The 24,311-nt window shown below is 73.6% G+C and carries 22 protein-coding genes; 16 read left to right on the top strand and 6 right to left on the bottom strand.

The genetic code is table 11. From position 1 onward, the window contains the following. Positions 1-115: 115 nt before the first annotated feature. Entirely contained in the window at positions 116-2,857 is a 2,742-nt protein-coding gene (secA, locus tag ACH9EU_RS12985) for a preprotein translocase subunit SecA (RefSeq protein WP_396414330.1), read from the top strand. Between the two features lie 26 nt (positions 2,858-2,883). Here secA and ACH9EU_RS12980 read toward each other — a convergent pair whose 3' ends face one another. Together ACH9EU_RS12980 and ACH9EU_RS12975 are read right to left on the bottom strand one after the other, a co-directional pair. Then, positions 2,884-3,393 carry an Rv3235 family protein gene (locus tag ACH9EU_RS12980; protein WP_396414329.1) on the bottom strand — a complete coding sequence of 170 codons (510 nt, stop codon included), beginning with the start codon at positions 3,391-3,393 and terminating at the stop codon, positions 2,884-2,886. Continuing rightward, positions 3,390-4,181 (bottom strand): LysM peptidoglycan-binding domain-containing protein, encoded by a 792-nt coding sequence (locus tag ACH9EU_RS12975; protein WP_396414328.1) that lies wholly within the window; start codon positions 4,179-4,181, stop codon positions 3,390-3,392. Before ACH9EU_RS12975 ends, ACH9EU_RS12980 begins: the two co-directional genes overlap by 4 nt. 333 nt (positions 4,182-4,514) lie before the next feature. Here ACH9EU_RS12975 and ACH9EU_RS12970 point away from each other — a divergent pair, with 333 nt between their 5' ends. Beyond that, positions 4,515-5,072 (top strand): hypothetical protein, encoded by a 558-nt coding sequence (locus ACH9EU_RS12970; RefSeq protein ID WP_396414327.1) that lies wholly within the window; start codon positions 4,515-4,517, stop codon positions 5,070-5,072. A gap of 7 nt (positions 5,073-5,079) precedes the next feature. On the opposite strand, the gene ACH9EU_RS12965 is transcribed toward ACH9EU_RS12970, so the two are convergent. Beyond that, positions 5,080-5,295: a helix-turn-helix domain-containing protein gene (locus ACH9EU_RS12965; RefSeq protein ID WP_396414326.1), complete on the bottom strand. Its 216-nt coding sequence runs from the start codon at positions 5,293-5,295 to the stop codon at positions 5,080-5,082. 217 nt (positions 5,296-5,512) lie between these two features. Between ACH9EU_RS12965 and ACH9EU_RS12960 the strand changes: the two genes are divergently transcribed. From ACH9EU_RS12960 to ACH9EU_RS12950, 3 genes are read left to right on the top strand one after another with little or no spacing between them, the layout of a single operon-like run. Beyond that, entirely contained in the window at positions 5,513-6,166 is a 654-nt protein-coding gene (locus ACH9EU_RS12960; protein WP_396414325.1) for an SAF domain-containing protein, read from the top strand. Further along, a complete protein-coding gene (locus ACH9EU_RS12955) occupies positions 6,166-7,494 on the top strand; it encodes a P-loop NTPase (RefSeq protein WP_396414324.1) in 1,329 nt (442 codons plus the stop codon). The genes ACH9EU_RS12960 and ACH9EU_RS12955 overlap by 1 nt, the downstream gene beginning before the upstream one ends. A 48-nt stretch (positions 7,495-7,542) precedes the next feature. Next, entirely contained in the window at positions 7,543-9,090 is a 1,548-nt protein-coding gene (locus ACH9EU_RS12950; RefSeq protein WP_396414323.1) for a sensor histidine kinase, read from the top strand. Between the two features lie 87 nt (positions 9,091-9,177). Here the strand turns inward: ACH9EU_RS12950 and ACH9EU_RS12945 are convergent, their stop codons facing one another. Next, the gene (locus tag ACH9EU_RS12945; protein WP_396414322.1) at positions 9,178-9,426 is read right to left on the bottom strand and encodes a WhiB family transcriptional regulator; all 249 of its coding nucleotides are present in this window, start codon (positions 9,424-9,426) and stop codon (positions 9,178-9,180) included. Positions 9,427-9,753: 327 nt separating this feature from the next. Between ACH9EU_RS12945 and ACH9EU_RS12940 the strand changes: the two genes are divergently transcribed. The 6 genes from ACH9EU_RS12940 to ACH9EU_RS12915 all read left to right on the top strand — a co-directional run bounded on the left by ACH9EU_RS12940 (position 9,754) and on the right by ACH9EU_RS12915 (position 16,373). Next, on the top strand, positions 9,754-10,152 hold the full coding sequence (locus tag ACH9EU_RS12940; protein WP_396414321.1) for a hypothetical protein: 399 nt from the start codon (positions 9,754-9,756) through the stop codon (positions 10,150-10,152). Between the two features lie 138 nt (positions 10,153-10,290). Continuing rightward, positions 10,291-11,469, top strand: coding sequence for a glycosyltransferase (locus ACH9EU_RS12935; RefSeq protein WP_396414320.1), 1,179 nt, complete (start codon positions 10,291-10,293; stop codon positions 11,467-11,469). A 95-nt stretch (positions 11,470-11,564) separates the two neighbouring features. Then, on the top strand, positions 11,565-12,752 hold the full coding sequence (gene glf, locus ACH9EU_RS12930; RefSeq protein ID WP_396414319.1) for a UDP-galactopyranose mutase: 1,188 nt from the start codon (positions 11,565-11,567) through the stop codon (positions 12,750-12,752). Continuing rightward, a complete protein-coding gene (locus tag ACH9EU_RS12925; protein WP_396414318.1) occupies positions 12,749-14,752 on the top strand; it encodes a glycosyltransferase in 2,004 nt (667 codons plus the stop codon). The genes glf and ACH9EU_RS12925 overlap by 4 nt, the downstream gene beginning before the upstream one ends. Next, a complete protein-coding gene (locus tag ACH9EU_RS12920) occupies positions 14,752-15,612 on the top strand; it encodes an ABC transporter permease (protein WP_396414317.1) in 861 nt (286 codons plus the stop codon). The genes ACH9EU_RS12925 and ACH9EU_RS12920 overlap by 1 nt, the downstream gene beginning before the upstream one ends. A gap of 2 nt (positions 15,613-15,614) precedes the next feature. After that, positions 15,615-16,373, top strand: a complete 759-nt coding sequence (locus ACH9EU_RS12915; RefSeq protein WP_396414316.1) for an ATP-binding cassette domain-containing protein — start codon at positions 15,615-15,617, stop codon at positions 16,371-16,373. A 94-nt stretch (positions 16,374-16,467) separates the two neighbouring features. Here ACH9EU_RS12915 and ACH9EU_RS12910 read toward each other — a convergent pair whose 3' ends face one another. Next, positions 16,468-18,540 carry a DUF6541 family protein gene (locus ACH9EU_RS12910; RefSeq protein ID WP_396414315.1) on the bottom strand — a complete coding sequence of 691 codons (2,073 nt, stop codon included), beginning with the start codon at positions 18,538-18,540 and terminating at the stop codon, positions 16,468-16,470. A 196-nt stretch (positions 18,541-18,736) separates the two neighbouring features. Between ACH9EU_RS12910 and ACH9EU_RS12905 the strand changes: the two genes are divergently transcribed. After that, a complete protein-coding gene (locus ACH9EU_RS12905; protein ID WP_396414314.1) occupies positions 18,737-19,402 on the top strand; it encodes a glycosyltransferase in 666 nt (221 codons plus the stop codon). A 44-nt stretch (positions 19,403-19,446) separates the two neighbouring features. Beyond that, on the top strand, positions 19,447-19,863 hold the full coding sequence (locus tag ACH9EU_RS12900) for a DUF2304 domain-containing protein (RefSeq protein ID WP_396414313.1): 417 nt from the start codon (positions 19,447-19,449) through the stop codon (positions 19,861-19,863). A 96-nt stretch (positions 19,864-19,959) separates the two neighbouring features. Here ACH9EU_RS12900 and ACH9EU_RS12895 read toward each other — a convergent pair whose 3' ends face one another. Further along, on the bottom strand, positions 19,960-20,916 hold the full coding sequence (locus ACH9EU_RS12895) for a glycerophosphodiester phosphodiesterase (RefSeq protein WP_396414312.1): 957 nt from the start codon (positions 20,914-20,916) through the stop codon (positions 19,960-19,962). 357 nt (positions 20,917-21,273) lie between these two features. Between ACH9EU_RS12895 and ACH9EU_RS12890 the strand changes: the two genes are divergently transcribed. The 3 genes from ACH9EU_RS12890 to ACH9EU_RS12880 are packed head-to-tail and all read left to right on the top strand — an operon-like array spanning position 21,274 to position 24,304. Next, positions 21,274-22,524 carry an ATPase, T2SS/T4P/T4SS family gene (locus ACH9EU_RS12890; RefSeq protein WP_396414311.1) on the top strand — a complete coding sequence of 417 codons (1,251 nt, stop codon included), beginning with the start codon at positions 21,274-21,276 and terminating at the stop codon, positions 22,522-22,524. Beyond that, entirely contained in the window at positions 22,521-23,378 is an 858-nt protein-coding gene (locus ACH9EU_RS12885; protein ID WP_396414310.1) for a type II secretion system F family protein, read from the top strand. Before ACH9EU_RS12890 ends, ACH9EU_RS12885 begins: the two co-directional genes overlap by 4 nt. Next, complete coding sequence (locus ACH9EU_RS12880; RefSeq protein WP_396414309.1) at positions 23,375-24,304, top strand: type II secretion system F family protein; 930 nt, start codon at positions 23,375-23,377, stop codon at positions 24,302-24,304. Before ACH9EU_RS12885 ends, ACH9EU_RS12880 begins: the two co-directional genes overlap by 4 nt. The last annotated feature ends 7 nt before the right edge of the window (positions 24,305-24,311 follow it).

Genomic DNA, 24,311 nt, shown 5'->3' with positions numbered 1-24,311 from the left:
CCGCCGGGCTCCCGTGCGCCCTGCGGCGATCTCCGGCTCACGTAGACTGGTTTTGGTGCCGGGATTCCCCCCATCGGCCCGAACACGGCAGTCGACCACCGAGGAGCGTGCGCACGTGGTGTCATTCCTGGAGAAAGTCCTCAGGACCGGAGACAAGAAGGTCCTGTCGCGGCTGCGGTCCTACACGGACGCCGTCAACAGCCTCGAGGACAGCTTCCGGGAGCTCAGCGACGCGGAGCTGCGCGCGGAGACGGACGCGTTCCGGGCACGGGTGTCCGACGGCGAGTCGCTGGACCGGCTCCTCCCCGAGGCCTTCGCCGTCGTGCGCGAGGCGGCCTCTCGCACCCTCGGCCAGCGCCACTACGACGTCCAGCTCATGGGTGGCGCGGCGCTGCACCTCGGGAACATCGCGGAGATGAAGACCGGCGAGGGCAAGACCCTCGTGGCTACGGCTCCCGCCTACCTCAACGCGCTCTCGGGCAAGGGCGTGCACGTCGTGACCGTCAACGACTACCTGGCCGAGTACCAGGCCAACCTCATGGGCCGCGTCTACCGGTTCCTGGGGATGGAGACCGGTGTGGTGCTCGCCGACCAGGACCCCGCGACCCGCCGTCAGCAGTACGTCGCCGACATCACGTACGGGACCAACAACGAGTTCGGCTTCGACTACCTCCGCGACAACATGGCGTGGAGCCCGGAGGAGCTCGTGCAGCGCGGCCACAACTTCGCGATCGTCGACGAGGTGGACTCCATCCTCATCGACGAGGCCCGCACCCCGCTCATCATCTCCGGGCCGGCCTCGGGTGAGGCCAACCGGTGGTACACCGAGTTCGCGCGCCTCGTCAAGCGGCTGACGCCGGGCAACGACTACGAGGTGGACGAGAAGAAGCGCACCGTGGGGGTGCTCGAGTCCGGGATCGAGAAGGTCGAGGACTGGCTCGGCATCGACAACCTCTACGAGTCGCAGAACACCCCGCTCATCGGGTTCCTCAACAACGCGATCAAGGCCAAGGAGCTCTTCCGCTCCAACAAGGACTACGTGGTCCTCAAGGGCGAGGTGATGATCGTCGACGAGCACACCGGGCGCATCCTCTCCGGCCGGCGCTACAACGAGGGCATCCACCAGGCCATCGAGGCGAAGGAGGGCGTGGAGATCAAGGCGGAGAACCAGACGCTCGCCACGGTCACCCTCCAGAACTACTTCCGCCTATACGACAAGCTCGCCGGCATGACCGGCACGGCCGAGACCGAGGCCGCGGAGTTCATGAACACCTACGGCCTGGGCGTCGTCTCCATCGAGACGCACCGACCGCTGGCCCGCATCGACCGCCCCGACCTCGTCTACAAGAACGAGGTCGCGAAGTTCGCCGCGGTCGTCAAGGACATCGAGGAGCGCCACGCCAAGGGCCAGCCCGTGCTCGTGGGCACCGTGTCGGTCGAGAAGAGCGAGTACCTCTCCAAGCTCCTGTCCCAGCGGGGCGTGCGGCACGAGGTGCTCAACGCGAAGAACCACGCGCGGGAGGCCTCGATCGTCGCGCAGGCCGGCCGGAAGGGCGCCGTCACCGTCGCCACGAACATGGCCGGCCGCGGCACCGACATCATGCTGGGCGGCAACGCCGAGTTCAACGCCGTGGAGCGGATGCGCGAGCGGGGGCTGGACCCCCAGCGGGACGCCGAGGAGTACGAGCGGGCGTGGCCCGAGGTGCTCGCGGCGTGCGAGGAGGAGACCAGGACCGAGCACGAGGAGGTCGTCGCCCTCGGCGGACTCTACGTGCTGGGCACCGAGCGCCACGAGTCCCGCCGCATCGACAACCAGCTCCGTGGCCGCTCCGGCCGCCAGGGCGACCCCGGCGAGTCCCGGTTCTACCTCTCGCTCGCGGACGACCTCATGCGCCTGTTCAACGCCGGCGCCGCCCAGCGGCTCATGGCGGGAGCCCCGGACGACACCGCGCTCGAGCACAAGATCGTCTCGCGCGCCATCGCCTCCGCCCAGGGACAGGTCGAGGGCCGCAACGCCGAGCAGCGCAAGAACGTCCTGAAGTACGACGACGTGCTGAACCGTCAGCGCGAGGCGGTCTACCGCGACCGCCGACGGGTCCTCGAGGGGGACGACCTCGCGGAGCAGATCGCCCAGTTCGTGGACGAGGTCGTCGGTTCGACCGTGGCCGACCGCACGGCGGCCGGTCACCCCGAGGACTGGGACCTCGAGGGACTCTGGGAGGCGCTGCGCACGGTGTACCCCATCACCCTCACGGTCGACGAGGTGGTCGAGGAGGCGGGCGGCCGCACCCGTCTGACGACCGAGTTCCTGCGGGACCAGATCCTCTCCGACGCCCGTCTCGTGTACGCCCAGCGCGAGGAGGAAGTGGGCCCGGAGGCCATGCGCAACCTCGAGCGCCGTGTCCTGCTGTCGGTGATCGGGCGCAAGTGGCCCGAACACCTGTACGAGATGGACTACCTCAAGGAGGGCATCGGACTGCGCGCCATGGCTCAGCGCGACCCGCTCGTGGAGTACCAGCGCGAGGGCTACGCCATGTTCCAGGAGATGATGGGGGCCATCCGTGAGGAGACGGTCTCGACGCTGTTCCGGATGGAGGTCCGCCGGGAGCGCGTGGGCGCCGGAGGCGGACCCGTGGACCTCCGGATCCCCCGCCAGCCCCGGTTCCTGCAGTACACCGCACCCGGCGAGACCGGCGGCACGCAGACCCGCGTGGAGCCGGCCCCCTCCGTGCCGGAGGGCGAGGCCGCCGGGGTGGAGCCGGCCGGTGCCGAGCCGGCGGGTGCGGAACCCGCCCCCAACCGGGCCGGGCGCAGGGCCCGGGCCCGGGCCGCCAGCGGCGACTCCGCCGAGGGCTGAGGCGGCGGGGAGCGCCCCGGGCCGGGTCAGCCGACCTCCAGCTCGGTGACGCTCCAGCCCCGGCCCAGCCGCTCGATCCGCAGCGCCACGGCACGGCTGCGTCGCGGCTCCACGACGACCAGGGCCACCTCGTACACCCCCCGGTCCACGCGGCAGACGCGGCACCGGCGCACGTGGGGACTGCGGTGGAGCTCCTGTAGGGCCGTCTTGCCCTCGAACTGCTCCTGGAGCAGCCGCAGCATGTCGGCCCGCTGCTGGAACCGCTCGACGATCCCCGGTGTGGTCCAGCGCCCCAGCTGCGCGGCGGGCCGGTTGCCGCCCAGCACCTCCACCGCCGCCTGGCCGATCGAGCGGGCCAGGGCGGTGACACGGCCGAGTTCGTCCTCGGCGTCCCTGCCGACCACCCGGCCGGCGCCCCAGGTGTAGCCGCCCGGCGCGGTCGGCGGGCCCGGTCGCGACCGGGGGACCGCCGGGCGGGCCGGCTGACGTGCGGCCGTCCGGGCGAGGGGCTCGGAGCCGGTGGCGGGTGCGGTCATGACGGTCCTCCTGGGGTCGGCGGGAACGGGATGCTGGGCGCAGCTACAGCGCCGGCGCCCGGCACGACGAGGCGCTGCCCGGGCAGCAGCAGGTGCGGCCCGTCGAGGAGGACGTGCCGGTTGAGCTCGTACCAGACGGGCCAGCAGTGGGCGATCTCCGCGTCCGTCGCCCCGGGGCCCAGGTGGGCCGCGGCCAGGGACCACAGGGTGTCCCCGTGGAGCACGGTGACCCGGCCCTCCACGGTCCGCCCGGACGGGGACGGGACGGGTCGGGGCCCGGCCGGCGGGGCGCCGTCCGGAGGAGCCGGCGGGACCGCAGGGGAGGCCGGGGCCGGTGGTGCGGCCCGCGCACCGGGGGCCGGGGACACGTGGGGGGCCGGAGAGACGTGCACCGGCCTCCGGTCGTCAGCGCCCCAGAACGGCGACGCCGGCTCGTCCGCGGAGGCCGCGGACAGGCCCGCGAGCTGGAGGCCGAGCACGGCGGCCGCCGTGCGGCGCAGCACGGCGGGGGAGAGCCGCCGGCACACCAGCTCGACGCTGCCCCATCGACGGCGTCCGGCCACGACCGCGAGCACCGCCAGCCCCGCAGCGAGCCCCCAGCCCAGGACCACCGCGGCGCCGACGGCGGCCGCGACCAGCCCCAGCACGACCTCCGGGTCCCCGCCCCTCCGGGCCCCGCCCGCCAGGGCGGTCCCGGATGCCGCCAGCGCCGCTCCGAGGGCGGGCACCGCGAACGCGGTCCACAGCTGCGCGGACGCGGTCCGCCTCGATCCTGGTGTGCCGTCCATGCGATGCCCCCGTGCTCCTGCCGCGGCCCCCGGTCCCCACCGGCACCGGTCCGGCGGATCCGTACCATCGGACGTCATTTGATGCCATTTGATGTTCTTTGACGTCGTTTGGTGCTTGGGATGATTGTTAGTCCTCGGCGGGCACCGGTGTCAAGGGCGCGGCCCGTCCCGGTGGACGCCCGGCCCGTGCCCGCCGCCCGAGGGCATTCCCCCGCGGGCGGTCGCGCCGTGGGAGGCGCCTCGCGGACCGGCCGTCCCTTGACCGCGGCGGCGCGCCTGCCTACCGTGAGCCCCGGCACGGCCGGACGCCCCGGGGCCGGGAAGGAGACCAGCGTGCGCTGGGAACAGCTGTTCGCCGACATGGAGGCGCAGCTGGCCGCGGCGAGCCAGCAGGCCCTGGAGGAGGAGGCCGCGGAGCAGGCCCGTGCCGAGTACTCCCGCGTGCACCTCGCCGACCGACTGCGCGCGCGGCGCGGAGAACCCGTCCGGGCCCTCCTGACCGGTGCCGTGCCGGTCGAGGGCCGCGTTCGCTCGCTGGGCGCCGGGTGGGTCGTGCTCGAGGACCGGGGCACCGAGCACCTGGTCCCGGCGGCCGCGGTCCTGTGGTGGGAGTCGCTCGGGCGCGGCTGGGACGCCGAGGACGGGAGCGTGGCACACCGGCTCGGTCTGGGCCACGCGCTGCGCGCCCTGGCACGGGCCCGGGTGGTGGTGCGGGTGCGGCTCGGCGGTCCTCTCGCCGAGCTCGAGGGCACCGTGGACGCGGTGGGGGCGGACTTCTTCGACCTGTCGCTGCACCCCGGGGACGACTACCGCCGGCGGGGCAGTGTCACGGCCCGCCGCGCGGTGCCGTTCCCGGCGCTCGTGTGCATCTCGTCCGTGGCCGGTGGCTGAGGGCCGATCAGTCCAGGGTGCCGGAGCGCAGCGCCTCGGCGGTCCGCTCGTACCCGCGGGCGATGTACTCCTCCAGCTTGGCCGTCTCGACGCGCCACTGCCCGCGCCCGCCGACCTGGATGGCGGGCAGCTCCCCGCTGCGCACGAGAGCCCGCGCCTGCGACGCCGAGATGTTGAGGATCTCGGCGACGTCCGCCAAGGTCAGGAAGCGCTGCTGCGCCATCCTCCGCCTCCTTGCTCGTCGGTTCCCTCCGGTCCAGTCTGCCACCGGACGGGCCCTCCCGAGCACCGTCCACACCTGTGTGAGCCGGGGCCTGAGGGCCGGCCGTCTGTCCCCAGTTGTGCACCGGCCCGTTCCACCGTCCGCTCCGCACCGGCAGAATGTGGGCGACGAGCGCGGTCCCCACGACCGCGCCGACCACGGAGGAGGACGGTTGCCGATGAGCGGTGCGGCCAGCGGCGCGGACGGCGCGTCAGCGCGGTTCAGGAGACCCACCTGGCGGGACCCGCGGCTGCTCACGGGACTCCTGCTCGTGCTGGCCTCGGTCGCCGGGGTGACAGCGGTCGTGGCGGCCGCAGACCGCACCGAGCCCTACCTCGCCGCCGCCCGGGACCTCGAGGTGGGGCAGGCGGTGGGCGCGGACGACGTCGTGGCCGTCGACGTCCGGCTCCAGGAGGCCGCGGGACTCTACGTCCCCGCGGACCATGCCGTGGCCCCCGGGACCGTCGCCACGCAGCGGGTCGCCGAGGGCCAGCTGCTGCCGGGCACCTCCCTGGGCACGGCGGACCGGCTGGACCGCAAGCCCGTGGCCGTGGAGGTGGCCCACGCGCTGCCGGCGGAGGCGGGACCCGGGGCGCACGTCGACGTCTGGGTGGCCGGGCAGAAACCGACCGGCCGGGGCCACGAGCCGGCGCGCCTGCTGCTGCCCGCCGCCGAGATTGCCTCCGTCCGTGACCAGGAGACCGCGCTCGGCGCCGGCCGGGGCACGGTGGTGCACCTCCTCGTCACCGAGGAGCCGATGGGCGACCTCGTGGACGCGCTCGGCAACGACGCCAGGGTCACGCTCGTGTGGAACCCCGCGGGAGCGCCCTGATGGGCCTGCCCGTGATGACCCTGGGCGTCTCCACCTGGCCGATCGTCGACGGCATCGAGCGCCTGCACGGACCGGTCACGGTGGTCCGCCGCTGCCTGGACCTCACGGAGCTGCTCGCCGCCGCGCGGGCGGGGCTCGGCCGTGCGGCCCTCGTCGCGGAGGGTGCGGAGGAGATCACCGCGAGCCTGCTGGAGCAGATCCGGCTCGGCGGTGCGGCCGTGCTCGTGCTGGAGGGGCACGACCACCGACGTCTCGCCGGGCTGGGCGCCGTCGTGGTCCCCGGGCGGGCGGCTCCCGCCGACGCGGCCCGGCTCGTGGAGGAGGCGGTGGCCGCAGCGGCCGGTGCCGCCCGCCCGGCAGGGTACGCGGACGTCTCCGGCACGCCGGCGCCGCCGGACACCGGCGGGTCTCCCGGCCAGGACGCCGGCCCTCCGCTCCGGCCCGGGCGGGTCGTCGCCGTCTGGGGGCCGACGGGAGCGCCGGGGAGGACCACGGTGGCGGTCAACCTCGCTGCTGAGCTCGCCCTCCTGGGCGAGGACGCGGCCCTCGTCGACGCGGACACCTACGGGGCCTCCGTCGCCGCGACCCTGGGAATGCTGGACGAGGCCGCGGGCCTGGCCCAGGCGTGCCGGCTGGCCGAACAGGGGCGCCTGGACGGCGAGGCCCTGCGCCGCGCCGCGGCCGACGTCGCCGTGGCCGGGCGCACGGTGCGCGTGCTCACGGGGCTCACGCGCCAGGACCGGTGGCCCGAGCTGCGTTCGAGCGCGATGACCACGGTCCTGGAGCGCTCCGCACACGAGTTCAGCACCACGGTGGTGGACTGCGGCTTCGCCCTGGAGGCCGATGAGGAGCTCACGGTCGACACCATGGCCCCGCGGCGGCACGCCGCCGCGCTGGCGGCCCTCGAGCGCGCAGACGTGGTCGTCGCGGTGGGCGCGGGGGACGCCATCGGCGTGCCCCGGCTCGTCAAGGCCCTGCCGGAGGCCGTGGCCGCGGCCCCAGGGGCCCGGCTCGTGGTCGCGGTCAACAAGCTGCGCCGCTCGGCGGCGGGGCGCTCGCCGGAGCTCGGCATCCAGGAGGCCTGGGCCCGCTTCGGCGCCGGCTCGGCCCTGGAGCAGTTCGTCCCGTGGGAGCCGGAGACCTTCGACACGGCGCTGCTGGCAGGGGCCGTCCTGGCGGAGACCGCCGCGGGATCCCCGGCGCGCGCCGCCCTCCGGGAGCTGGCCGGCCGGGTCCTGGCGGAGCCCGAGGAGCACGGCGGGACGCAGCAGCCCGTGGTGCGCGGTACTAGGCTGGGCGCCAGGATCGGGGCCTGGCTGCGCCGCTGATCCGCGGGGGGACGCCCGGCTCCTCCGCCCGAGACGACCGGAGGCGATGTGGCGTTCACCAAACCCCTGAGGAGCAGCGGCGACTTCGGTCCCGGCGACTACGAGTGGCTCCATCTGCTCGTGGGGGACTGGCAGCTCATCGCGGACCTCGGCTTCGGCGACCTCGTGCTCAGCTTCCCGGTGGACTACATCCCCTCGGCCGGCAGCGGGAACGGCCGCGGCATGCCGGCCCCGGGCAGCCCCTTCGAGGTGCTCGCCCACGTGCGGCCCGCGACCGCGCCCACCGTGTTCCACGAGGACATGGTGGGGGACCTGCTGCCCGAAGAGCTGACCGGACCCATGCGTGCCGCATGGGTCGGGCGGCGGATCGAGTCCGTCCGCCCGGTCGACGGCGCCCTGCCCGGCCCGGTCAGGATCGTCCCCCTCGTGCGCCACGGCAGGACGCTGGCGCTGCTGACGATGCACACCGGCCGTGCACCCGGTCAGGCGTCCACCCGGCAGGAGACCGTCTACCGGGAGACCGCCGACGTGCTGATGCGGATGGCCAACGAGGGGCTGTGGCCGGACTTCTCCGCGCCCACCGGCTCGCGCCGCGGCGCCCCCCGGGTCGGCGACGGCGCCATCCGCCTGGACACCGACGACCGGGTGCTCTACATCTCGCCGAACGCGGAGTCCGCCCTGCGGCGCCTGGGCATCGACGGCGAGCTGGTGGGGGAGCGGCTCATGGACGTGGTGCCGCCGGCGCTGGGCCGCGGCGCGGACCCGGACGAGACGCTCGCCCCGGTGCTCAGCGGGCGGACGGCGTGGCGGACGGAGGTCGAGGCGCCACAGGTGAGCGTGAACTTCCGGTCGATCCCGCTCCGGACGCGGTCCGGCCGTCTGGGCGCGCTGCTGCTCTGCCGGGACGTCACCGAGCTGCGCCGGCGTGACCTGGAGCTGGTGTCCAAGGACGCGACGGTCCGCGAGATCCACCACCGGGTCAAGAACAACCTGCAGACCGTCTCCGCCCTGCTGCGCCTGCAGGCGCGGCGGATGACGACGGACGAGGCGAGGCACGGTCTCGAGCAGGCCATGCGCCGCGTGGCGACCATCGCCATGGTGCACGAGACCCTGTCCCAGGGGTTCTCCCAGAACGTGGACTTCGACGACCTGATCGAGCGGCAGTTCCGGCTGGCCGCCGAGGTGGCGGCACCGGAGCAGTCGGTGCGCACCCGGATCATCGGCGAGTTCGGCGAGCTGCCGACGCGCCTGGCGACACCGCTGGCGCTCGTGATCAACGAGCTGGTCACGAACGCCGTCGAGCACGGTCTGCGCGGGGCTCCGGGCACCGTGGTCCTGGAGGCCAGCCGTGCGCGGGACCCCGAGGGCTCCGGTCAGGTGCTCGAGGTCGTGGTGAGCGACGACGGAGGGGGCATGGGGGACGCGGTCGTCGAGGAGTCGGGTGCGGGGGCGTTCCGCAGGGCCGAGGCCGGGGAGGGCCTGGGCATGCAGATCGTGCGGACCCTGGTGGCGGGCGAGCTCGGCGGGTCCATCCGCTGGGCGCCGCGTGAGGGCGGCGGAACGGAGGTCACGGTGCGCGCCCGCCTGGAAGAGTAGTCCGCGCGACCCGGACGGGGCCTTCCTCCCGCGGGGGAGCGGGGCGCCACCCCGGGGGCCCGGTCCGGGCGGACGCGGAGCGGAGGGTCAGGAGGCGCGGCGGGCCCGTGCGGCGCGGCGCTTGAGCGCGCGGCGCTCGTCCTCGCTCATGCCGCCCCAGACACCGGCGTCCTGGCCGGACTCCATCGCCCACTGGAGACAGGTGTCCATCACGGGGCAGCTCCGGCACACCGCCTTGGCCTCCTCGATCTGGAGGAGAGCAGGTCCGGTGTTGCCCACGGGGAAGAACAGCTCGGGATCCTTCTCCAGGCATGCTGCGCGACTACGCCAATCCATGGTCAGCGTCCGCTCCTTTCGAGGACGGTCCCGGGCACAGGGCAGGAGGATCCTGCGGAGGGTGCGACCGGGACAAGAGAAAAGGCCCATTTGCGCACGGGCCTTGTGAAGAACTGACGTCCACTTTCCCACGCCGCAGGAGTGGGGACAAGGGTTTTGAGAGGCCGGTCACACCTGGGGTCGTGAGTCTTTGCTCACAGTCCTCCGCGGTCCCGCCGGTCGCCCCGCGCGGCGGAGGGGCACGGGATGGGCGTGGGCGGCGGGTCGGAGATCGGCTTAGGGTGACGGGGGCGCGGCCCCGCGCCCGGACGGAAGGAGACCGCCACGATGACCACCCCCTCCCGGGGCGCCCGACCCCGCGAGATCGCCGTCCTGGTGGGCGCGGTCCTGCTCGAGGCGCTCGTTCTCGCGGCGGCGGGGCTGCGTCTGGTCTGGACCCTGCTGTTCGGTCAGCCGCTGACCGTGGGCGGGACGGTCTTCCTGGCCGTCGTGCTCCTGGCCGGGGCGCTGTGGCTGCTGCGCGTGGGCCGCGGACTGTGGCGCGGATACCGCTGGCCCCGCGCGGCGGCCCTCGTCGTCCAGGTCTTCCTCCTCGTGGTGGCCTTCCCGCTGCTGCAGGCCGGCCAGTGGGCGGCCGGGCTGGTGCCGGCCGTGCCCGCCGTCGTCGTGCTGGTGCTGCTCTTCCGGCCCGCCGTGCTCGTCTGGACGAGCCGGACCCTCCGCTAGGAGGGCCCTCGCGTGCGGCGCCCGTGCCGGACGGCGCGGGCCTGTCCGGCGGGCCAGTACAGTTGAACCGCCCGCGGTCCTCGTCCGAGGGTCCCCGTGCCGACCGCACCTCCCGAGAAGCTCCGAACAGGTGGTCCCGTGACTCCCCGCCGCATCGTCATCGTCAGCCGCATCTTCGCCCCCGAGCCCGCGGCCGCGTCCTTCCGGCTGCGCGCCCTGGCCCGGGGCCTCGCCGAGGAGGGGGCCGAGGTCACCGTCCTGACCACGCGCCCGCCGGCCGGCGCGGTGGTCGAGCCCGAGCCCTACGCGGTGCGCCGCTGGCCCGTGCTGCGCGACCGCTTCGACTACGTGCGCGGCATCGTCCAGTACCTCAGCTTCGACGTGCCCGTCCTCTTCCGGCTGCTGGCCACCCGGGCGGACCTCGTGGTCAGCGAGCCGCCCCCCACCACGGGCATGGCCGTGCTCGCGTCCTCGTGGCTGCGGGGCCGGCCCTACATCTGGTACGCGCCGGACATCTGGACCACGGCCGCCCGGAAGATGGACGTCTCCCCGCTGGTCAAGTCCGCCATGCGGGTCATGGAGACCCTCGCGGCCCGCCGTGCCGCGGGCGTGCTCACGGTGTCCGAGTCCATGGGCCGGGAGCTGCAGGCCGTCACGGACGTGGCCTGGGACAAGGTGTTCGTGGCCGAGAACGGCATCGACACGGAGGTCTTCCGCCCGGACGGGCCCGTGGCGGACCCCGGTGCCCCGTACTTCGTCTACGCCGGGTCGATGTCCGAGTGGCAGGGCGCCGACGTGTTCGTCCGCGCCATGCCGCGCGTGCTCGAGGCACACCCGGACGCGCAGCTGCGGTTCTTCGGCCGCGGTTCGGACATCGACCGGGTCGAGGAGCTCGCGGCCCGCCTGGCACCGGGGCACGTGGTCTTCGAGGGGCTGCGCCCGGCGGCCGAGACGGCGGAGTGGACCCGTGGGGCCGTGGCCGCGCTCGGGTCCGTGCTCCCGGGGATCGGCTACGACTTCACGAAGCCCACCAAGATCTACGCCGCCGCCGCGTGCGGCACGCCCGTCGTCTACGCCGGGGCCGGCGTGGCCGCGGAGCTCGTGGAGGACAACGGCCTGGGCGCCGTGGCCGACCACGACGCCGACGCCGTGGCCGATGCCATGATCGCCGCCCTCGACCGGCGCCTCGACCCGGCGCGCGCCGAGGAGAACGAGCGCGAACGCCGCCGCCGCTCCGGCTGGGCCGCCGAGCACGCCTCCCTCGCCGCCTCCGGCCGCCTCGCCGCCCGGTGGCTGCTTCAGGGCTTCGGGGACTGATCAGGTACTTTGGTACGCAGCGCACGCCTGGCGCACCCGTGCCCCCACCGGTCGGCTGCCGGGCCCACCAGGACACCAATGTCAGGAGTCACCCTGTGAACGCAGATCTCGTCGTCGTCGGGTCGGGCCTCTTCGGCCTGACCGTGGCCGAGAGGGCAGCCCGCGAGCTGGACCTCGACGTGGCCATCATCGACCGGCGGTCCCACATCGGCGGCAACGCCTACTCGGAGCGGGAGGAACGGACCGGGATCGAGGTGCACCGCTACGGCGCCCACCTCTTCCACACCTCCAACGAGCGGGTCTGGGACTACGTCAACCGGTTCACGGACTTCACGGACTACGTGCACAAGGTCTACACCCGGCACCAGGACGAGGTGTTCCCGATGCCGATCAACCTGGGCACCATCAACCAGTTCTTCCGGGCGGCGTACTCGCCCGGGGAGGCCCGGGAGCTGATCCGGGAGCAGGCCGGGGAGCTGGCGGGGACGGACCCGCAGAACCTCAACGACAAGGGCATCCAGCTCATCGGGCGCCCGCTCTACGAGGCGTTCATCAAGCACTACACGGGCAAGCAGTGGCAGACCGACCCCAAGGACCTGCCCGCCTCCATCATCTCCCGCCTGCCGGTGCGCTACACCTACGACAACCGGTACTTCAACGACAAGTACGAGGGCCTTCCGGTCGACGGCTACACGGCCTGGCTCGAGCGGATGGCGGACCACCCGAGGATCGACGTCCGCCTGGACACCGACTTCTTCGACGACGACCACGAGTACTCCCGGAAGAACGTCGCGGGACAGGTGCCGGTGGTCTACACCGGCCCCGTGGACCGGTACTTCGACTACGCGGAGGGCGACCTCTCCTGGCGGACCATCGACCTCGAGGAGGAGGTGCTCCCCATCGAGGACTTCCAGGGCACCCCCGTGATGAACTACCCCGACGCCGACGTCCCGTTCACCCGCATCCACGAGTTCCGCCACTTCCACCCCGAGCGCGACTACACCAAGGACGCCACGGTGATCATGCGGGAGTTCTCCCGCTTCGCGGACCAGGACGACGAGCCCTACTACCCGGTCAACACGGCCGTGGACCGGGAGAAGCTGCTCAAGTACCGCGATCTCGCCCGGGGCGAGGACAACGTGCTGTTCGGCGGCCGGCTGGGCACCTACAAGTACCTGGACATGCACATGGCCATCGGCGCCGCCCTGTCCATGGTCGACAACAAGATCACCCCCCACTTCACCGGCGGGGCCACCATCGAGAGCGGGGGAGTGGACGCGTGACCGCGACGACGCAGGAGACCGGCCTGACCGGCACCCAGGGCACCGCCCACCGAGTGCTCCAGGAGCTCGTGCTGCCGGCCAGGGACCGCCTGGCCACCCAGCCGCTGTACCTCGACTCCCGGGCGGACACCGGCAGCGCCGTCCAGCAGGACGACGAGAAGGACCAGCGCCCGCAGATCGTGGTCAACGTGGCCTCGGACGCCCCGGGCGACGCCGGGGCGACGATCCTGGACCGGCACTCCGTGCTCGTGCAGGCCGGCAGCACAGTGTCCTTCGCCACGTACTTCAACGCGTTCCCCGCCAGCTACTGGCGCCACAACACGCACCTGCGGGAGGTTCTGCTCCGCGTGCGCACCACCGGGTCCGGCACGGTGGGCGTGCACAGCTCCAACGCCCGCGGGGAGTCGGTGCCGGTGTCCTCGCACGAGGTCGCCGGGGACGGGACCGTGACCGAGGTCGCGCTGCCCCTGACGGCCTTCGCCGACGGCGGGTGGTACTGGTTCGACGTCGCCGCGGGCGACGAGGACCTCCGGCTGCACGGCGCGCAGTGGCTGGGCGACGGGGCCGGGACCTCGGAGGGCACGGTCACCCTGCAGATCACGACGATGAACAAGCCCTCCTACTGCCTCACCAACGCCCGGCTGCTCCTGGAGCACCAGGAGAGCCTGCCGCAGGTCGCGGAGGTCGTGATCGTGGACCAGGGCAACCAGAAGGTCGTGGACGAGCTCGGTTTCCGCGAGGTGCAGGAGCGCTTCGGCGAGCGGCTGCGGGTCATCGACCAGGGCAACCTCGGCGGGGCCGGCGGATTCGCCCGCGGCATGTTCGAGGCCGTCCGCTCCGAGAGCACCTACGTGCTGCTCATGGACGACGACGTGGAGATCGAGCCGGAGGCCGTGCGCCGCGTGAGCGTGTTCGCCGACTTCTGCAAGCGGCCCACGATCGTGGGCGGGCACATGATCGACCTGCTCAACCCCACGAAGATCCACAACTTCGGCGAGGCCATGGACCCGTACAGCTTCCAGTACGGGCCCGCGGGCGAGGGCGTGGAGATCGGCCACGACTTCCGGCGCGGGAACCTGCGCAGCACCTCGTGGATGCACCGCCGCATCGAGGTCGACTACAACGCCTGGTGGATGTGCCTGATCCCCACCAGCGTCGTGCGCGAGATCGGCCTGGCCCTGCCGGTGTTCATCAAGTGGGACGACGTCGAGTACGGCATCCGCGCCAAGGCGGCCGGCTACCGGACGGTCTCCCTGCCCGGGGTGGCCGTGTGGCACCTGGCCTGGGCGGACAAGGACGACACCATCAGCTGGCAGGCCTACTTCCACAAGCGCAACCAGCTGGTGGCGGCCCTGCTGCACTCCCCGTTCGACCGGGGCGGGGAGGTGCTCGGGCGCAACGGGATCAAGGACCTGCGCCACGTGCTGTCCATGCAGTACTTCGCCGAGGAGGCCCGGGTCCTCGCCCTCAGGGACGTCCTGGCCGGACCCGAGGCGCTGCACGAGCTGCTGCCCCAGCGCATCCGGGACGTCCGCACGCTCATGGGCCAGCACTCCGACGCCGTCTACGAGCCCGACCTGGACGCCTATCCGCCCGTCGCCTCGTCCCGGCCGGTCCGGACCCGGCGCCTGTCCTCCCCGCACGGGCTGAGGATCCTCACGTCGGCCGCGTCCGCCGTGGCCCGCCACCTGGTCGTGCGGCCCCGGGAGGAGGCGCAGGAGCACCCGCAGGCGCACCTGCCCTACCAGGACGCCCGCTGGTGGCGGCTCGCCCGCTACGACAGCGCCCTGGTCTCCGCCTCGGACGGCACCGGCTACACCTGGTACAAGCGCTCCCCGCAGGAGGCGCGGGCGCTGCTCGCGGAGTCGCTGCGCCTGCACGCCCAACTGGCCCTGCGCTGGCCGGAGCTGTCCCGGCGCTACCGGGAGGCGCTGCCGCAGATCACGTCGATGGAGGCGTGGGAGGCGACGTTCCGGGAGCACTCGGAGCTCGGCGCCTGATGGCCACGAGCACGGTCGTCCGGAACCCGTCCCCCGGGACGGGCCTGCCGGCGGTGTTCCGCCAGCGCTACCTGCTGAAGCTGCTGGTCGACAAGGAGCTGCAGATCCGCTACCGGGGCACGGTCCTCGGTCTGCTGTGGTCCTACGTGAAGCCGGGCATCCAGTTCGTGGTCTTCTACGTGGCGCTGGGCATCTTCCTGGGTCTCGAGCGGGGGATGGAGAACTACGCGGTCTACCTGTTCTCCGGGATCATCCTGATCAACTTCTTCTCCGAGTCCTTCGGGAACGCGGCCCGGTCGATCGTGGCCAACGCGAGCCTGATCAAGAAGATCTACCTGCCCCGCCAGATGTTCCCGGTGGCCTCCGTGTGGGTGGCTGGGGTGCACCTGCTGCCGCAGCTGGTGGTGATGGTCGTGGCGGCGCTGATCGTCGGCTGGTCGCCCACGTGGACCTCCGTGCTGGCGATCCCGGGGTCCCTGCTCGTCGTGGGCCTGCTGGGCACCGGCCTGGGCATGCTCTTCGGCGCGGCCAACGTGTTCTTCCGCGACGCCGAGAACTTCGTGGACCTCATCGTCATGGTCAGCACGTGGTCCGCGCCCGTGCTCTACTCGTGGACGATGGTCCGGGACGTGCTGGGGCCCGTGTGGTTCGCCGGGTTCATGCTGAACCCCCTGACCGTCGCCGTCGAGCTCTCCCACGCCGCGTTCTGGCTGCCCACGACCACCCCCGGCGCCCACGAGGTGCCGCCCCACCTGTTCTCGCTGTGGACGCCGGTGGCGCTGGTCCTGGTCGCCGGGATCATGCTCCTGGGCGACCTGGTGTTCCGCCGCCTCGAGGGCCGATTCGCCCAGGAGCTGTGACGATGAGTGCCGATTCGACCACCACGCCGGCCGTGCTCGCCCGCCACCTCGCCAAGGAGTTCTCCCTCCGGCACGCCCGCTCCCTCAAGGAGACGGTGATGTGGCTGGCCAAGGGCCGGCGCCAGGACATCTCCAACCGGTTCCGCGCCCTGGAGGACCTCACCGTCAGCATCCGGCCGGGGGAGAGCGTGGCCCTCGTGGGGCTCAACGGCTCCGGGAAGTCCACGTTCCTCAAGCTCGTCTCGGGGGTGATGAGCCCCGACGGCGGCGAGCTGACCGTCAACGGGCGCGTCGCCGGGCTGATCGAGGTCGGCGCCGGCTTCCACCCCGACCTCACCGGGCGGGACAACGTCTACCTCAACGGCGCGATCCTCGGGATGGCCAAGGAGGAGATCGACCGCAAGTTCGACCAGATCGTCGCCTTCTCCGAGATCGAGCAGTTCATCGACACCGAGGTGAAGTTCTACTCCTCGGGCATGTACCTGCGCCTGGCGTTCGCCGTGGCGGTGTTCACGGACCCGGACATCTTCATCATCGACGAGATCCTCTCCGTGGGGGACGAGCCCTTCCAGCGCAAGAGCCTGGGCCGCGTCCAGCAGCTCTCCGAGGAGGGCAAGACCCTGCTCGTGGTCAGCCACGACTTCGACGTGGTCCGGAAGGTCTGCGAGCGCGGCGTGTGGATCGAGCACGGCCGGGTCCGCCACGACGGCCCCATCGACGAGGTCATCGAGCGGTTCCGCGCCTCCGAGGCCGCCGGCTAACTACCGTCCCGACCCGCGCCGGCGGGCCGGCTGCTCCCGTGCGGAGGCGACCGGCCCGCCGTTGTCGTTCCCGGTGCCCCCGGCGGCGGATGCCTCAGGGCGCGTCGCAGCCGACGACCTCGTAGAGGGCCGCCTCCCCCTCGCGCGCGGCGAGCTCGAGGCCGGTGTCGACCTGCGGGTCGACGGCGTTGACCCCCGAGTACTCCCGGGCCTGGCGGGCGTCCGGGACGAGGAACTGGGTCCCGAAGTCCAGGACCCACCGGACGTCCAGCTCCTGGGCGGCCGCGCAGGCGGGGCTGCCGGGGGTCGCGACGTCGATGCCCGTCGCGAGGGCGTGCAGGTCCGGGTCCAGCGCGCGCAGCTCCTGGCCGGGCGCCTCGACGTGGTACTGCGTCACGGCCCGCTCGGCGACCGCGTAGGCCAGGGAGCCGCCGTTCCAGGGGTTGACCGCGATGACGTCCCCGGGCTCCGTGAGCTCGTCGATCTCCTGCAGCAGCTCGTACTCGTCCCGGGTCAGGATGCTCTCCGGTCCCTCCCACGCGTAGTACTGCTTTCCCCACCGGGTCGCCTGGGTGAGCGAGTCGACCTGGGACAAGGGCACGGCGAGGCCCAGCACCACGACGGCCGCGACGGGGTAGGCGGCGCGTCCGGCCCCGGGGCGGCCCGCGAAGGCCGCGAGCGCCGAGAGGCCCCTCGCGAGGGCGCCGGCCACGTGGGAGGCGCCGAGGGCGACGAGCGGCACCGCGGTCAGCGGCAGCGTGGCCGCGAGCCGGTAGGAGTCCGTGTACCACCCCCCGACGAGCCACTGCCGGAAGGGCCCGTCCTCGCCGGCGGCCGCCGTCGCGTACAGGTGGACGAGGACCAGGTGCACGACCACCACCCAGCGCAGCCTCCTGCGCGTGATCGCCGCGTAGATCCCCGCCGCGGTGAGCACCACGAGCACCCAGGGCACGTCCTCCCGGCCGTTCGCCCCGTAGAGCAGGGCCTCCCCGACGGCGCGCGGGACGGTGGTGATCGGGGCCCACACGAACGCGGTGGACAGCACGTTCCACAGGACGAGCCACACGACGACGAGGCCGGCGCCGAGGGCCGCGAGCGCCAGCGCGGGCCCTCGGCGCCCGGCGCGCGCGGCCGTCCGCAGCCCGAGCCACCACGCCGTGGCACCCAGGGGAACCGCGGCCACGAGCAGCGACAGGAACGCGTTGGGCTGGGAGACGAACAGCGCTCCCATGGTGACCACGAGGCTCGCGGCCAGGCGGACCCGGCCGGCGGGGTCCGGGAACCCTTCCGTCCGGTCCGCCGTGACCCCGGGCCCGAGCACCCGCACGAGCAGGCCCAGGGCCACCGGCAGGATCGCGAGGGCCAGGATGTTGGGGAAGAGCGGGCCCCACGCCATCAGGCCCAGCGGGAAGACGCCGAAGCCGGCGCTCGCCGTGCCGGCGGCCACGGCGGCGACCGGGGAGCGTCCCACGAGGCAGCGGACGAGGAAGATGCACGCCGCGGGCCACACCAGCCCGGCGACGGCGAGCAGCGTGAGGTTGTGCGCCACGAAGACGTTGTCCCCGGTCAGCGGGACCACGAGGGAGGCCAGCTGGTGCCAGGCCGCCGGGTACAGGGCGATCGTGCGCTCCGGGTCGGTCATCCGGTTGAGCGTCAGCGTGGAGCCGTTGCCGGACTCCACGACGTAGCGGATGGCGTTGAGGTGGAAGACGTTGTCCCAGCGCTGGGCCATCGCCTCCGGGACGCCGATCACGGAGACCATCCGCCGCACCAGCAGGACCGCGCCGACGGCCAGCCCCGCCGCCGCGCCCGCCGGGAACAGCCAGCGGCGGCCGCCGTCGATGCGGGCCTCGGGGTCCTCCACCGCTGCCGGCCCGGCCGGCGGGGGCGGCGTGTGCCGTCCGTGCGGGACGAACCGGCCGGCCAGCCAGGCCAGGGCCGCCAGGACCACGGCCGAGACCGCCTGGGACAGGGCCCCGTAGGGGATGCCCACCAGGTCCAGGACCACGCCCGTGACGCCGACGACGGCGACGCTGATCGCCGGTGCGGTGAGCAGGATCCGGCCGCCGCGCTGGCCGAACGCCCACAGCAGGGCGAGGCCGGGCAGCCAGAGGACCGCCAGGAGGACCGCGAACGCCGGCAGGTACGGCCACCACTGCGTCAGCACGTCGGTCCTGCGGATGGCGTTCGGCGTGCGGGCACGGTCTCGTCCTCTGGGGTGGGGGAAGGGTCGGGTCGATCATAGCGGCCGTTCCGGTCGTGGACCGGCCCCGCCGCGGGGACCGGCCCCGCCGCGGGGACCGGCCCCGCCGCGGGGACCGGCCGCGGCGGGAGGCCCCGGTGCGCTGTGCGAGAATGGCCGGGTGAGTCGTGTGTGGATCGTCATGCCCGTGTACAACGAGGCGGCAGTGGTGGGAGAGGTGCTGGAGGAGCTCCGGAAGACCTTCCCGCACGTCGTCTGCGTCGACGACGGCTCCTCCGACGACTCCGCCAGAATCTGCGCCGAGGCCGGCGCCGTGGTGGTCCAGCACCCGATCAACCTCGGCCAGGGCGCCGCGCTGCAGACGGGTTTCGAGTACGCGCTGCAGGACCCCGCGATGGACTGCGTGGTCACCTTCGACTCGGACGGCCAGCACCGCGTGGTCGACGCGTGGGACATGGTCCACCGGATCCGCTCGGGCGAGGCCGACGTCGTGCTGGGGTCCCGGTTCCTCGACCGGCGCACACAGGTCTCGGCGCTCAAGCGCGTGGTCCTGCGCACCGCCGCGTTCTTCTCCAAGCTCTCCACCGGGATGGACCTCTCCGACGCCCACAACGGCCTGCGCGCCCTCGACCGCGCCACGCTGAGCCGGATCCGGCTGACGCAGAACCGGATGGCCCACGCCTCGGAGATCGTCAACCAGCTGGCCGACATCAAGCCGCGCTGGGTCGAGCACCCGGTGCAGATCATCTACACGGACTACTCGAAGTCCAAGGGGCAGTCCCTGCTCAACGGCGTGAACATCCTCGCCGAGCTGTTCGTCAAGTAGTCCGCGCCCACCCGCTCCGCACCCCCGAAGGGAAGCTCCGCCCGATGATCTACGCCGTGCAGATCCTGCTGGTCCTGGCCGTGGGCTACGGGGCCCTCGCGCTGATCCGCGGCGGGGCCAACGCCAAGCACCAGGCCATCCGCCGGGTCGTGGGCCTGGCCTTCTTCGTCTTCGCGGCCTTCTCCATCTTCTTCCCGGACCTGCTGACCGCCCTCGCCCGGTTCCTCGGGATCGGCCGCGGCACGGACCTGGTCCTGTACGGGCTCGTGGTGGTCTTCATGATCACGCAGGCCACCGCGGCCCTGAAGAACCGGCAGCAGGAGGTCAACGTGACCCGGCTGGCCCGGCACATCGCCGTCACGGAGGCGGAGCGTCCCTGGGCGCCGTCCCCCGAGCACGCCGAGCGGGTCTCCGTGCGCCGGTTCCCCGAGACGTCCCCGGCGGCGCGTCCCGCCGGCTGACCGGGCACCGCCGGCCGGCCACGCACGGCCGGCCACGCACCGTCCGGTCCGCCCGGCCGGGGACCGCCGGACGAGCGGGCACCTCGTCCCCGCCGCTCAGGCCTGGCCGAGCACCGCCGACAGCAGGTCCGGGCGGTCGGTCATGATGCCGTCCACGCCCCACGACCGCAGCCGGCGCATGTCGGCCTCGTCGTCAATCGTCCACACGTCCACCCGCAGGCCGGCCTCGTGGGCGCGGCGCACCAGTCGCGGCGTGAGCACCCGCAGCCGCAGGAGGGCGTCGGGAGGCTGGAGGCCCTGGAACGGCAGCTCGTGGCCCGCGTGCCCGCCCAGCAGGGCCAGCAGGCGGAAGAGCGCGAACTCCGGCACGGACGCCGCCGTCGGGACCGTCCCCCCGCTGACCTGCCGGAAGCGCCGGATCGAGACGGTGCGGTTCGTGGCGACGAGCGTGCGTCCCTGGGCGCCGGCCGCCTCGACGGCCCGCCACACGATCTCCTCGGCGCCGGGGCGGTTGCCCTTGAGCTCGATCGCCACGCGCCGGTCCGGGAACGCGGCGTAGACCTCCGCGAGCGTGGGCACGCGCACGCCGCGACCCCGCCACGGGAACGTCCGCCCGCCGTCGGGGGTGAACCGGTGACCGGCGTCCAGCTCCCGCAGCTGCGCGTCGGAGAGCCCGGCCACGGCTCCGGTGCCGTCGGTCGTGCGGTCCACCGTGAGGTCGTGCATCAGCACCGCCGTCCCGTCGGCGGAGGCCTGCACGTCGACCTCCAGCACGACGTCGCCGAGGGCCGCGGCCGCCCGGCACGCCTCCAGCGTGTTCTCGGGGGCGACCTCGGCCCCGCCCCGGTGGGCGAAGTTCACCGGCCAGCCCGTCGGGGCGGCGGCTAGTGGTCCCGGGGGCCGGTCGCGCACGATCCGGTCGAGGAGCACGTCGCCCGCGACCGTGAGCAGCCCGGCGGTGTAGGGCGCCGCGCTCTCGGCGAGGGCACGGACGCCGTCGGCAAGGGCGCGGACGCGGTCGACGAGGGGCGCGGGTCGGGTCGTGCTCGTCACGGCAGGTCCTCCCGGTCGTCGGCGGCGGGTGCGCGGGCCCGGCCACGGCGGGGCCGGGCGCGGCGCCGGGCCGGGCCGCGGTTCGGATGCCACCCTACGCGGGCCGGGACCGGGGACGGGTCGACGGCTCGCCGCCGAGCGGGGGCACTGCGCCGGCGGTTTCCATGACCCTGCATTCTGTGACCGTGTGTGTTCCTCGCCACCCGGGACGATCCCCCAGGTCAGCTCCGGCTGTCCACAGGGCCGGGGCGTCCGGTTGCCCCGGCGGGGTGACGCTCGCCTATGTTCCTGTCCATGCGCTCCGGGGGGAGCGCCGCCGGCGCGGATCCCGTGCCGGGGGACGTTGCAGGGGGACGGATGACGGCAACGCTGTCGGAGGACGCCCTCGGCCTGGTCGAGGCCGAGGTGCGGGAGCTGATCCGCCGCCGGGGACTGGATCCGGTGCTGGAGCTGGAGCGGACCCGGGCGCTGGTGGACGAGGTGGTGCACGACTACGACCAGCGCTCCGCGCGCGGGGTGCTCCCCGCCCTGGCGGACCTCGAGGCGGCCCGAAGGACGCTGCTGGACCTCGTGGCCGGCTTCGGGCCCCTGCAGCCGCTGCTCGACGACCCCGAGGTCGAGGAGATCTGGATCAACGGCCCTGCGGAGGTCTACGCCGCACGGGCCGGGGAGTCGGAGCTGACCAGTCTCGTGCTCACGGAGAGCCAGATCCGCAACCTCGTCGAGCGGATGCTGAAGTCCTCGGGGCGCCGCCTGGACCTGTCCTCGCCCTTCGTGGACGCGGCGCTGCCCGACGGATCGCGGCTGCACGTCGTCATCCCGGACGTGACCCGCCGGCACTGGGCCGTGAACATCCGCAAGTTCGTGGCACGGGCGAGGCGGCTGGACGACCTCGTGGAGCTGGGCTCGCTCCCGTCGCAGGCCGCACGCTTCCTGGACGCCGCGGTCGCCAGCGGGCTCAACATCCTCGTCTCGGGCGCCACGCAGGCGGGCAAGACCACACTGCTGAACTGCCTGTGCGCATCGATCGGCCCGCGCGAGCGCGTGGTGACCGTCGAGGAGATCTTCGAGCTCCAGGTCCCGCTGCGCGACGTCGTGGGCCTGCAGTGCCGCCGGCCCAACCTCGAGGGCACGGGCGAGATCCCGCTGCGTCGGCTCGTGAAGGAGGCGCTGCGGATGCGCCCGGACCGGATCGTGGTGGGGGAGGTCCGCGAGGCCGAGAGCCTGGACATGCTGATCGCGATGAACAGCGGGCTTCCCGGGATGTGCAGCCTCCACGCCAACTCCGCCCGGGACGCGGTGACCAAGATCTGCACGCTGCCGCTGCTGGCGGGCGGGAACATCAGTTCGGGTTTCGTGGTCCCCACGGTGGCCTCGTGCTTCGACCTGGTGGTGCACTGCCACCGCGAGGCATCCGGTCGGCGCAGGGTGAACGAGATCCTGGCCGTCGGAGCCAGGGTCGAGGGCGGTGTCATCGAGAGCTACCCGGTCTTCGCCGTCCGGCACGGCGTCCTCCGGGCCGTCGCGGCCGAGGCGCCCGCGGCGTGGAAGTTCGAGCGGGCCGGTCACCGGGTGCACGACCTGCTGGCCGACGGCGGCGTCCCGTGAGCGCGGTCCTGGGCATCCTGCTCGGGGCGGGCGTGTTCCTGGTCTGGTGGTCCTTCTGGGCCCGGGAGGCGCGGCCGGCCACCGGGCCCCGGCGGCCGGGCCGGTTGCGGGAGATGCTGGTGCAGGCGGACCTGGACCGGGTGGGGCCGGCCGGACTGGTCGCCGCCTGCGCCGCGGCGGGCGTACTGAGCGGGCTGCTGGTGTCCGCCACGAGCGGGGCCACCGTGCTCGGGGTGTGCTCGGCGCTGTTCGGGGCCTGGGTGCCCGTCGCCGTCGTGCGGCAACGGGCCCTGACCCGTGGCGCCGCCATGCGCGAGGTCTGGCCGGACGTGGTCGACCAGCTGCGCTCGGCCATCCGCGCCGGGATGTCGCTGCCCGAGGCCCTGATCCAGCTCCAGTACCGCGGGCCCGAGCCGGTTCGTCCGGCGTTCGCGCGGTTCGCCGCCGACTACCGTGCGTCGGGACAGCTGCAGGGCGCCCTGACGCTGCTCAAGGACCGGCTGGCCGACCCCGTCGCGGACAACATCGTGGAGGCCCTGCGCGTGACCCGGGAGGTCGGCGGCACGGACCTCGGCCGTCTGCTCGGCACGCTCTCGGAATTCCTGCGGGAGAACGCCCGGACCCGCGGCGAACTCGAGGCCCGCCAGTCCTGGACGGTCAACGCCGCCCGGCTGGCCGTGGCGGCGCCGTGGATCGTGCTGCTGCTGATGACCACGCAGCCGGCCGCGATCCGCGCCTACGACACCCCCGCCGGGGCGGCCGTGCTGCTGGGCGGTCTGCTGGTCTCCGTGGCGGCCTACCGGCTCATGCTCCGGATCGGGGCGCTGCCCGAGCCGAGGCGGGTGCTCCGATGACCGCCACGGCGGCCGTCGTCGTCCTGCTGGGCCTCGTGCTCGCGGGCGGTCTGTGGCTCGTGCTCACCGGTGCCCGCGTCACCGGAGGACCGTCCTTCTCGGCCCGGATCGCCCCCCAGCTGCGCTCCGTGGAGGTGGAGTCGGCCCTCCTGGCCGGTCCCGGCCGACGCCACACCGGGCACACCGGTCCCGGGCCGGTCCTGCGCGGGCTCGCCCACCGGTTCGCCCGGCACGGCGCTCCGTCCGCCGCGCTGGAGAAACGGCTGGTGCGCGCCGGTTCCGGCACCTCGGTGGCCGACTACCGAGCCGAGCAGCTCCTGTTCGCCACGGCGGGCCTGCTGCTCGGCGTCGTGCTGGGGCTCACGGGCGCGGCCCGTTGGGGCACCGGCGCCGGCGGGGTCCTGCTGGCCGCCGCCGCCGCGGCCGCCGCCGGTCACCTGCTGCGCGACCACCTGCTGGCCCGCCGGATCCGCGCCCGGGAGCGGCGGATGCTCGCCGAGTTCCCGGCCCTGGCGGAGCTGATGGCACTGTCCGTCGGCGCCGGGGAGAGCGCGGTGGGATCCCTCGAACGCGTGTGCCGGGTCGCCGACGGAGAGCTCACCGCGGAGTTCCGCGAGGTGCTCGCGCAGACCCGGTCGGGCGCCGGCCTCTCCCACGCCCTCCAGGACCTCTCCGCCCGCACCCCCGTTCCGCCGATCGGTCGGTTCGTGGACGGGATCGTCGTGGCCATCGAGCGCGGCACGCCCCTGGCCGAGGTGCTGCGGGCGCAGGCTCAGGACGTGCGGGACCACGACAAGCGAGAGCTCATGGAGACCGCCGGGCGCAAGGAGATCGCCATGATGGTCCCGCTCGTCTTCTTCGTCCTGCCCCTCACCGTCGTCTTCGCGGTGTACCCCGGGCTGGCCGTGCTCGAACTCGGGTTCTGACCCCTCA

The sequence above is a fragment of the Kocuria rhizosphaerae genome, from assembly GCF_044462265.1.
Lineage (GTDB): Bacteria > Actinomycetota > Actinomycetes > Actinomycetales > Micrococcaceae > Kocuria > Kocuria rhizosphaerae.
The sequence above is the reverse complement of the archived record's forward strand: the minus strand, read 5'-3'. Positions and strand labels throughout refer to the sequence as shown.

Excerpts from the sequence above, each read along its gene's own strand:
- ACH9EU_RS12980 (WP_396414329.1), bottom strand. The coding sequence starts at position 3,393 with ATGACCGCACCCGCCACCGGCTCCGAGCCCCTCGCCCGGACGGCCGCA.
- ACH9EU_RS12975 (WP_396414328.1), bottom strand. The coding sequence starts at position 4,181 with ATGGACGGCACACCAGGATCGAGGCGGACCGCGTCCGCGCAGCTGTGG.
- ACH9EU_RS12965 (WP_396414326.1), bottom strand. The coding sequence starts at position 5,295 with ATGGCGCAGCAGCGCTTCCTGACCTTGGCGGACGTCGCCGAGATCCTC.
- ACH9EU_RS12960 (WP_396414325.1), top strand. The coding sequence starts at position 5,513 with ATGAGCGGTGCGGCCAGCGGCGCGGACGGCGCGTCAGCGCGGTTCAGG.
- ACH9EU_RS12955 (WP_396414324.1), top strand. The coding sequence starts at position 6,166 with ATGGGCCTGCCCGTGATGACCCTGGGCGTCTCCACCTGGCCGATCGTC.
- ACH9EU_RS12945 (WP_396414322.1), bottom strand. The coding sequence starts at position 9,426 with ATGGATTGGCGTAGTCGCGCAGCATGCCTGGAGAAGGATCCCGAGCTG.
- ACH9EU_RS12940 (WP_396414321.1), top strand. The coding sequence starts at position 9,754 with ATGACCACCCCCTCCCGGGGCGCCCGACCCCGCGAGATCGCCGTCCTG.
- ACH9EU_RS12920 (WP_396414317.1), top strand. The coding sequence starts at position 14,752 with ATGGCCACGAGCACGGTCGTCCGGAACCCGTCCCCCGGGACGGGCCTG.
- ACH9EU_RS12915 (WP_396414316.1), top strand. The coding sequence starts at position 15,615 with ATGAGTGCCGATTCGACCACCACGCCGGCCGTGCTCGCCCGCCACCTC.
- ACH9EU_RS12900 (WP_396414313.1), top strand. The coding sequence starts at position 19,447 with ATGATCTACGCCGTGCAGATCCTGCTGGTCCTGGCCGTGGGCTACGGG.
- ACH9EU_RS12890 (WP_396414311.1), top strand. The coding sequence starts at position 21,274 with ATGACGGCAACGCTGTCGGAGGACGCCCTCGGCCTGGTCGAGGCCGAG.
- ACH9EU_RS12880 (WP_396414309.1), top strand. The coding sequence starts at position 23,375 with ATGACCGCCACGGCGGCCGTCGTCGTCCTGCTGGGCCTCGTGCTCGCG.